7 protein-coding genes are annotated in these 9,566 nt (G+C 69.6%); 5 read left to right on the plus strand and 2 right to left on the minus strand.

Translation table 11 applies throughout. The annotated features are described in order from the left end of the window. Positions 1–40: 40 nt before the first annotated feature. Both M0R80_19580 and M0R80_19585 read right to left on the minus strand, forming a co-directional pair. Positions 41–1,270, minus strand: coding sequence for a hypothetical protein (locus tag M0R80_19580; protein MCK9461836.1), 1,230 nt, complete (start codon positions 1,268–1,270; stop codon positions 41–43). Further along, complete coding sequence (locus tag M0R80_19585; GenBank protein ID MCK9461837.1) at positions 1,267–5,112, minus strand: hypothetical protein; 3,846 nt, start codon at positions 5,110–5,112, stop codon at positions 1,267–1,269. Before M0R80_19585 ends, M0R80_19580 begins: the two co-directional genes overlap by 4 nt. A gap of 160 nt (positions 5,113–5,272) precedes the next feature. Here M0R80_19585 and M0R80_19590 point away from each other — a divergent pair, with 160 nt between their 5' ends. The 5 genes from M0R80_19590 (at position 5,273) to M0R80_19610 (ending at position 9,435) form a co-directional block, all read left to right on the plus strand. Further along, positions 5,273–5,812, plus strand: a complete 540-nt coding sequence (locus M0R80_19590; protein ID MCK9461838.1) for a hypothetical protein — start codon at positions 5,273–5,275, stop codon at positions 5,810–5,812. Positions 5,813–5,891: 79 nt separating this feature from the next. Then, a complete protein-coding gene (locus M0R80_19595) occupies positions 5,892–6,419 on the plus strand; it encodes a nucleotidyl transferase AbiEii/AbiGii toxin family protein (protein MCK9461839.1) in 528 nt (175 codons plus the stop codon). Beyond that, the gene (locus tag M0R80_19600) at positions 6,412–6,609 is read left to right on the plus strand and encodes a hypothetical protein (GenBank protein MCK9461840.1); all 198 of its coding nucleotides are present in this window, start codon (positions 6,412–6,414) and stop codon (positions 6,607–6,609) included. Before M0R80_19595 ends, M0R80_19600 begins: the two co-directional genes overlap by 8 nt. Before the next feature lie 80 nt (positions 6,610–6,689). After that, positions 6,690–7,295, plus strand: coding sequence for an adenylyl-sulfate kinase (cysC, locus tag M0R80_19605; protein ID MCK9461841.1), 606 nt, complete (start codon positions 6,690–6,692; stop codon positions 7,293–7,295). A 112-nt stretch (positions 7,296–7,407) separates the two neighbouring features. Next, a complete protein-coding gene (locus M0R80_19610) occupies positions 7,408–9,435 on the plus strand; it encodes an agmatine deiminase family protein (protein ID MCK9461842.1) in 2,028 nt (675 codons plus the stop codon). Positions 9,436–9,566: the final 131 nt, after the last annotated feature.

Genomic DNA, 9,566 nt, shown 5'->3' on the forward strand with positions numbered 1-9,566 from the left:
TCCTCGGTTCGGTTCGGACGCGATTGTACGCGAGAGCGTGTCAGTTGATCCAGAGGAGGTAGCGCAGCTTGCGCCCCACCGACTCGACGCCGCGGTCGATCTCGCGCTGCATCCGCACGAGGCGGGACGGCAACGGCGATCGCGGCATCTTGCGGACGTACGCGCTGCCGAGGAGGCCGTCGAGCGCCGTCTCCACCGCGCGCCGGTTCCCGTCGTCCGCGGCGTCCTCGATGTCGTCGAGCGCCTCGGCGTCGAGCACGATGTCGTGCGGGTCGTCGAACAGCCGGCCGAGGTCGATGAAGCCGCGCGGCGGGTTCTTCCAGCGGTTGTCGCCGAGCTGGGCGATCTCCGCGACGTCGAGCCCCTCCTCGCCGCGCACGAGTTGGCGCACGTCGCCGGCGATCCGCGCCCAGGTCTCGTAGAGCGCCGCGTCCACCGGCATCGGCATCGGGTGGTCCTCCTGCCGCGGGTTCGGGAGCCACTCGCGATCGTCGTCCGTCTCGGCGAGGTACGCCTCGCGGGCCGCGTCGGAGAGATCGAGCCCCTCGAGGATCCGCCGCTTCGCCTCGGCCATGCGCGCCTCGTCGACGAGGCGGATGCGCACGTCGGCGTCCTCGAACCGCGCCGCGCGGGCGAGATCGCTCCACTCGTACGCAATGACGATGTCGAGCGCCGCGCGCTGGAACGCGACGAACGCGCGCGCCCAGAGAAAGTCCCCGTGGTCGAACCGGAACGTCGGCCGCCGCCGCGGATCGCCCTCCGGGATCGGCCGCTCCTCCTCGTCGAGCTCCACCTCGAGGATGGCCTCGTCGTCGTCGTCGATCCGCCCGTCCCGGTTCCAGTCCACGTCGAGGCACGCGACGCACAGCTCGATCGCGAGACCGGGCTCCGCGGCGGCGATCGCGAGCCGCGCATCGATCTTCGCGAGGCTGGCCTCGGCAGCGCGGAACGCGCCCTCGAGGTAGCGATCGTTGACGCGCCCGGTGGCGGCCGCGCCGACGACGACGGTGATCACGTCGTTGACGAGGTCGTGCACCGTCGCCTTGTACTCGGAGATCGCCGCGACGGCCGCGGCGTAGGGGTTGCCGCCGTCCCGCTCGAGGAGGCGCGCGGCGCTCTCGCCGGCGGCCTCGAACCGGCTGTCGGCGAGCTCCTCGAGCGTGCCGGCCGCGTCGAGCTCGCGCTGCTTCAGAGTCGGCGCGCACCCGGCGGCGGCCGTACAGAGCGCGGCGGCGGCGAGGAGGGCGGACGATGCGCGGAGGGGGCTCACGGCGCCTTCCCCGGCTTTCCGGATCCCTTCCTTTTGGAGCCGGCCTTGGCCGCGATCGGCGCGAGGACGACGTCCTGCTTCAGGTTGTCGACGACGGCGGTGACCGCCTCTCGGTACGCGGCGTACTGCGCGACCTCCACGCGCGTCGTCTTCTCCACGAACCGCATCGAGATCTTCAGCCGGCCGCCGTCGAGAGCGGACGACCGCTCGAAACGGAAGAACTCGTTGTCCACGGTCGCCGTCGGCGGCATGTGCTCGACCGCGTACCCCGCCGGGATCACGATCTCGTCCACGGCCTCGACGAGCGTCATGTAGTAGTTCGTCTGGAGCGGCAGCCTCCGCGTGGGCAGGCTCACGAGCTGCGTGAGGCTCTCGCCCTTCGGCACGTCGATCACGATCGTCTCGCCCTGGCGGCGCGCGATCTGCGCCGACGTCAGCTGGAGGGTGAGCGTGAGGGGCTTCACGATGTCGTCGTGGCCGCTGAAGTCGAGCTTCTCGACCTTGGCGCCGGGGAACAGCTGGCTCACCAGCTCGGAGGCGAACACCTGGGAGTCGTCGGGGTTGCGGAGCACCTGCCGGATCCGCGCCGCGGTCGGCCCCTGGAAGACCAGGCGGAGCGATATCCGGCTCTCGGTCTCCGCGCCCTCGGCCGCGATCACGGGCTCGATCGTGGCGCTGCGGATCGTGAAGTGCGACTCGGCGGGCGAGAACGGGATCTGCACGAACTCCCACTTGCCGCCCACGGGATCGATCGTCATCGCCCACGTGCCTTGATCGTCGGGCCTGAGCGTCGCGAGATCGAGGGTGTCCGGCGTGGCGTCGAGGAAGAACCCCGCGGGGAGCCCCTCCTGCGGCGGGACGTACACGATGGCGTGGTTGAACTGCAGGAACGGGAGCTCCTTGATGAACTCGCCGGTGACGGTCGATCGCAGCAGGGCGAGGCGCGTCTCGATGCCGACCTCGCGCGCGAGCGTCATCAGGAGCACGGACTTGTCCTTGCAGTCGCCGTAGCCGCGCTGCAAGACGACGTTGGCCGCGTGCGGCTTCACGCCGGCGATGGTGTTCTCGTAGTCCTGCTGGTAGCGGATGTCCCGCATCACGAAGCGGGTCAGAGCGTCGATCTTCTGGCGCTTCGTCGTCGCCGCGCGCGTGATCTCCCGGGCGAGCTTCTTCGTCTCCGGCGTCGAGCGGAAGGCGTCCACGAGCAGCGCCTTGTCCCACTCGGCGATGTGGTCCCAGCTCGGGTTCATCGACACGGCGACCTGCGCGAGGACGTCTCGGACCGCCGGGATGCCGGGCTCGCCGACCAGCGGCGGCACGTGCAGGGCGCCGTAGGAGAGCACCCGCTTGCCGTCCACCTTCCGCTCCTCCCGCTTCCAGTCGCCCCGGCCCCACTCCGAGAACTTCATCTCCTCGGGCAGGATGAGGACGTACTCGGAGCGCTCGAACTGCCCGCCCGGCGCGTGGAAGAACCAGCGGCGGTCCGGGTAGCGCGCGAGGTAGCCTATCGGGTACGAGTCGAGCCGGTACTGGATCACGATCGTGCTGCCGACCTTGAGCTCGCGGAACCGCACCTCGTTGTCGCGGATGGAGGAGGCCTCGCGCCGCGCCCCGTCCGGATCGACGGCGTACGCCTCGTAGAGCTTGCGCCGTCCGAACTCGAGGTACTGCGCCGTGAGCTGATCGCGCCCGGTGTCGTTCGCCGCCATGATCACCTGCGTCACGATCTTGCGGCTCGAGCCGTCGAGCTCCATCTGCTCCACCGCGTGATCGAGGAGCAGCACGATGTTCGAGCCGGGGAAGATCTCCGTCTCGCCACGCGCCGCGAGCAGCGCCTTGATGTCGTCGCCGGTCGGCGCGTACTCCCCGAGCAGGCCGGCGTCGCTCGGCGCGACGAACTCGAGGCGGTCCGCGAGCGAGTGGTTGTCCGGATCGTACTTCAGCCCTTCCTTCCACAGCTCGATCGCGCGCTCCCTGTCGCCGGCCTCGTAGGCCACCGCGCCGAGCTTCTCGAGCGGCACGGCCCAGCGGTCGTCGATCTCGCGGCTTCGCTCGTAGGCGGCGATCGCCTCGTCGACGCGGCCGCCCCGGCGCAGGATGTCGCCGAGATCGACGTAGCACGACGGGCTGTTCGGGTAGATGCGGCAGATGTCCTTCTGGCGCCGCGCCGCGGCGGGGAAGTCGCTTTGCGAGAGCGCGTGGTTGATCATCGCCTCGAGGATGTCCTGGGCGCCGCGCCACTGATCGAGGATCAGCTTGTGCGCGCGCTTCGCCTCGCGCCGGCGGCCGAGGTTCTCGTACGCGCCCGCGAGGCTCCACAGGGCGCGGGTGTCGTCCGGCCACCGCGAGGCGTTCTCGAGCGCCGCCGCGAGGTGGTCCTCGGACCAGCCCTCGCGCTGGTAGTTGGCGGCGAGCAGGATGCGCGCGGACCTGTACTCGGGGTTCGCCGCGACCGCGGCCTCGAGGTTGGCGCGGGCCTTGTCCTCGCGGTCCTGATCCGAGTAGAAGCCGGCGCGGAACAGGAAGAGGATCGGCGCCCGCGTCCCGTTCTCGTCGATGAGCAGGTCGAGGGTGTCGATCGTCTCGCCGGCCTGGTTGTTGCGCCAGTTGAGCGCCGCCGACTTGTAGCGCGCGAACAGCGACTCGGGGGCGGAGGCCCGGTACAGGTCCGAGAGATCCTGGGCGCCGGCGGCGAGGCCGATCCCCTCCGCGAGATCGATCGCGAGGAAGAGGCGCCGCGCCGGTTCGCGCACGCGCTCGAGCCGCAGCGTGATGTCCTCCTCGAAGCTGTAGCCCGGCCCGGGGGGGGCGCCGTCCGCCACCGCCTTCGGCCGAGCGTCGTTCTCGAGCCCGACGACGAGGCTGCCGTCCGCGTTCGAGACCGCGACCCCGAGGCGCCAGCTCCCGGCCTCGTGGCACGACTTGACGAGCAGGCGGTTCCAGCCCTCGCGGAGCACGACCGGCACGCGGAACTGGTCCGTGGCGTCGCCGGTGATCTTCTGCTGCGAGAGCACCTCGATGTCGTTCACCCACACGCGGATCGCGTCTGACGTCGTGACCCGGAGCATGTACGGCCCCTCCGCGGGCACCTTCACGTAGGTGTTCGCGTAGGCCGCCACGTTGGCCGACGGGGAGACGAGATCGCCGAGGTCGAGGTTGCGCTGGTGATCGACCGGGACGTCCACCCGCCACCGGGCGGGGAACAGCGTGCCGTCGTAGGACGCGTCGAGGTTCAGCTCGCGCTCCGGCGGGTACTCCGCCGCGAAGCCCTTGCCGGCGTCGTTCTCGAACGGGCTCACCAGCGCGAAGTGCGTGAGGAGGCCGCGCCGGTCGAGCGCCCGCTCGGCGGCGGCCGGATCGGCGTTCATGCGCCGCTGCCAGCTCGCGACGTAGGCCGCGGCGAGGCGCCGGATGCCCTCGTCGGGGTGGCGCGCGACGAGCTCCTCGAACAGGGCGAGCAGCTCTCGGTACTGGGTCGTCGTCAGCGACAGGTTGAGGAGCGCCTGGAGGTGGTTGTACGGCGCGTCGTCGAGCTTGGACGAGAGGGCGAGGTACAGGTGCTCGAACGCGGCGTCCTCGTCGCCCCGGAACCGCGCGAGCTCCGCGGCGATCTCGTGCGTGACCGTCGCGTCGGCGGCGACGGCGGCGGCCTCCTCGACCGCGCGCTCGGCCTCGGCGATGTCCTTGGCGGTGTAGAACCGCTCCGCGGCCTGCGACAGCGCGTCCTCGTTCCACGCGGGCTTCGAGGGCCCGGTGGGGTAGGCGGGCATCGAGCGCGACGTCGTCGCGCAGGAGGCCATGAACACCGCGAGGGCGAGGAAGGGGGTGGCTTTGATTCTCATGTGGGTGCTGCTCCGTCCGTTGTTTCGTGTCGCTCGACCGCGCTCTCTGGTATGGTGGTGCGGTTTCGACAACTCGTACCGCGAAAAGCAATACCGCGGAAGCGGGTTCCGTATTCCGTGAGGTTCGGATTTTTACCCTGCGGGGGCGAAGGAGGTTTCGATGCGCAAGATGATCACGGCGGCGGTATTGGGCGTCTTCGCGTGGGCGGCCTGCGGGTGCATGGCGGAGGCGACGCCTGCGGACATCCAGAAGATGTGCGAGAACTTCGCGCACCTGAACGGGGCGGATCAGATGCCGTCGAAGGAGGCGCTCGTCGCCGACGTCGACGCGATGTTCGATCAGCTCCAGAAGGACGTGAAGGCGACGCGCGACGAGCAGGTCAAGCTGTGGGAGAACGACCTTGAGGCGCAGCTCGCCGCCTCCAAGGACGAGGCGCAGAAGGCGTCGCTGCAGAGCCTGATGGCCGAGAGGAAGAAGCAGGCCGACGAGAAGATGCAGCTCGACCTCTCGGAGTTCGTGCCGCGGCGGGCGGAGGAGATGGCGAAGATCGACGAGAAGATAAAGACGGCCAAGGCGGAGTTCGACGCGGCCATCAAGAAGTGCGTCGAGAAGGCCAATGCCGAGAAGATCACGCAGGAGCTCGCGCTGTGCCGCAGCGGCGCCGAGACGCTCGACAAGTACAACCAGGTCTGTTACTGACCGCCACGAGTCGAACCGTTCCCTTCCTCCTTTTCGCGGGGTCCTTGTCCGGGCCGTGGCGCTCCTATATCATTTCGGCATGGCCGACGAGCCGAACGTCAACTACCTCGAGGAGATCCTCCGCGCGCTCACGAGCGGTGGCGTCCGCTTCGTCGTCGCAGGCGGGGTGGCGATCGTCCTCCACGGCATCGAGCGCACGACCATGGACCTCGACATCGCGCTCGAGCTGTCCAAGGAGAACGTGAGCCGTTTCCGGGAAGTGATGGAGTCCCTGGGCCTCCAGCCGCTCGTGCCGGTGCCCGTCGAGGCCCTCTCGGATCCGGAGCTGGTCCGGATGATGGTCGAAGAGAAGCATGCCATCGCGTTCATGCTCGCCGACCCGGACATGCCCTTGCGCAAGGTCGACGTCTTCCTCACCGAGAGGCTCAGCTACGAGAGCCTGGCCGCCGACTCGGTCCCCGTAGAGATCCCCGGGATCTCGCTGCGGGTCGTTTCCCTCGCCCGCCTGCTCGAGCTGAAGCGGGCCGTCGACCCGCCGCGAGACAAAGACGTTTTCGACATACGGGCCATCGAGCGCCTCCTGCACGAGGGGCGAAGGGATGGCTGACGATCTCGCGGGCGTCATCCGCGCCATCCCGGAGGAGGCGTTCCGCGCGCCGCGGAACCCGCTCGAGAGCATGAGCTCCCTGGAGCGGCTCCGATGGCTGCAACAGACCGCCTATTTCATCTGGAAGCACAAGGGCGCGGCCCGAGGGAAAGAGGAGGCGGACCCCTTCCCCCGTCGTCACCCGGACTGACATCGTACGGTCCGGTTTTTTGCCTTGCTTCGCATCACCGCTTTATGGTGTAGCGGCTTCGCGAACCGAGGAGGATCACCATGACCGAGCAGAAGGCGACGAACATCACCTGGCACGACCACATCATCTCGACCGCCGAGCTCGAGAAGCTCCACGGCCACAAGGGCACGACGATCTGGTTCACGGGGCTCTCCGCCTCCGGCAAGTCGACGATCGCGAACGCGGTCGCCGCGGCGCTCCACGGCATGAAGGTGAGCACGTTCGTCCTCGACGGCGACAACATCCGCCACGGGCTGAACAAGAACCTCGGCTTCTCGGCCGCCGACCGCGAGGAGAACATCCGGCGCATCGGCGAGGTGGCGAAGCTGTTCACCCAGGCGGGCGTCGTCAACCTGACGGCGTTCATCAGCCCGTACCGCGCGGACCGCGACAAGGCGCGCGCCCTGCAGCCCGAGAGCTTCGTCGAGGTGTACTGCGATCCCGGGATCGCGGTGTGCGAGCAGCGCGATCCGAAGGGGCTCTACAAGAAGGCGCGGGCCGGCGAGCTGAAGGGCTTCACGGGCGTCGACGATCCGTACGAGGCACCGGAGAAGCCGGAGCTGGTGCTCGACACGGGCAGCCTGACCGTCGGCGAGTGCGCCCACGCCGTGATAGATCTCCTCAAGAAGCGCGGCGTGATCGGCTGAGCGGCCTCCCGGCCGCGCCGGTGCTTTTCCCTCTCGTCAACGCACCGTGAACGGTGCCACAATCCCCTGTCCGCCGGCCGCTTCGCCGGCGCGCGAAAGACGGGAGTTGACCATGCGGGCCAGGATGTTTGCGGTGTCGGCCGGCTTCACGTCGGCCGTGTGGTGCGTTGTCGCGGCGGCGGATCCGGCGGAGGTGGCGCCGCTCGACGCGCAGCGCATTCCCCACGCGTTCGTCACGCCGGACGAGCTCGCGAACCCGCAGCTCTACCACCCGCGGCTCGATCGCGAGTACCTGCCGCCGCAGCTGCCGAACCCCGCGCCGCCCCCGGACGGCTCGATCCGCCCCGGCGAGTTCGACGAGATGGATTCCGTGATCATCGCGCCTTTGAATTACGGCGCCTCGTTCGTCGACATGTACGAGGAGATGGTCGTCGCGTACGCCGCGGCCGGGCACGTCTGGATCATCGCGTCCGACAGCTACAGGGCGCTGTTCGAGCCGCGGCTCCAGGGGGCGGGCGTCCCGTCGGATGCGTACTCGTACCTGAACTACCCCGTGGACACGATCTGGATCCGCGACTACGGCCCGGAGTTCGCCGTGGACCCGGAAGGCGTGCGACACATGTGGGACGCCGACTACGGCTCGACGCGCCCCCTCGACGACGCGATCCCGCTGCTCATGGCCGCCGGCGACTGGATGAGCTCCGACGGCGCGCCCATGGACGTGATGGTGTCGACCGAGCACGGGCTGTCCGGCGGCAACATCATGTCCGACGGCGCGGGCACCTGCTTCTTCTCGGACATCGTGTACGGCTACGAGAAGCCCGCCGGCTGGACGCAGGACGACGTGGACGCCCTCATGCAGGAGTACCTCGGCTGCGAGAAGATCATCGTCCTCAACCCGATCTGCCTCGACGGCACGGGCCACATCGATCTCTACGCGAAGGTCATGGCGCCGACGTCGATCCTGCTCGGCCAGTACCCGGCCGACACGCACTTCGCCGGCGCGACCGAGTCGGGGGTCGGGGCCGGCTACTGCGCGACCCCGCACACCCCGAACGACTACCAGGATCAGGAGGACAACCTCGCGATCCTCGAGGCCAGCACGAACGTGGCCGGCGATCCGTGGACGATCACCCGCCTGCCGATGCCCGAGCCGTACTACGACGGCGCCTACTGGGTCTACCGCTCGTACATGAACTCGCAGGTCTTCAACGGCGCGGTGGCGATGCCGTCGTACTACGATCCCCAGGGCGATGAGACCGCGGACGACCTCCTCGACATGGAGGCCGCCGCGATCGCCGCCTACGAGGCCGCCGCGCCTGGCGTCGTCGTCACCCCCATCGATTCCGATCACATCATCGGGATGGCCGGCGCCATGCACTGCATCACGCACGAGATCCCGGCGGAGGCCGGCGGCGGCTGGGTCGCGCCGGACGCGTACTGCGGCGACGGGGTCGTGAACGGCGGTGAGGAGTGCGACGGGGACGACTTCGGGGACACGACCTGCGCGGACTACGGCCTCGGGCTGGGGCCGGATCTCCTCTGCGGCACGGACTGCATGATCGACACGTCCGGGTGCCCGGGCGCGGAGTGCGGCAACGGCGTCGTGGACGAGGGCGAGGAGTGCGATCCGTGCGTCGCCACCGGCGTCCCGTGCTCCGACGTCGGGTTCGGGGACGGCGAGGCGGGATGCAGCTCCGAGTGCGTGCTGACGTTCATGGCGTGCCCGGACGCGACCACGCCGTGCGAGCTGGTCGCGCTCTCGGATCCCGGCCTGGTCTGCTGCCCGGAGGGGATGGCGCAGGACTGCGACGCGGACACGTGGTCGTTCACGCCGCACGACTCGTACTACGGCTGCTGCACGCCGGACATGACCGTCTCCATCTGGTGCGAGGGGGGCGAGTTCGTCTCCGTGGAGTGCGCGGGCACGTGCGGCTACGTGTCGGGCGGGTACATCGACTGCGAGAGCGGCGAGCCGCCCGCGGAGTTCGCGCCGGTCGAGGGGTGCCCGGACGACGAGCCGGACGCCGGCACCGACGCGGGCCCCGATCCCGAGCCCGGGAAGTCCGACGACGACTGCGGCTGCGCCGCCGCGGGCGCCTCGTCGCGCCCGGGCCTCCTCTCCCTCCTGTTCTCCTGAGCGGAAAAGCTTCGGTCCGCACCGAGGCTCGTGGGCGCGGCGATGGGGCACCGCCGCCGCCCGCCGGCGTCGCCGCCGCTCACGGTGACGCGCAACTGCGAATATCCGCGTCTTTCCTGATCCCGCCGATT

Source organism: Pseudomonadota bacterium, from assembly GCA_023229365.1.
Classification (GTDB): Bacteria; Myxococcota_A; Polyangia; order JAAYKL01; family JAAYKL01; genus JALNZK01.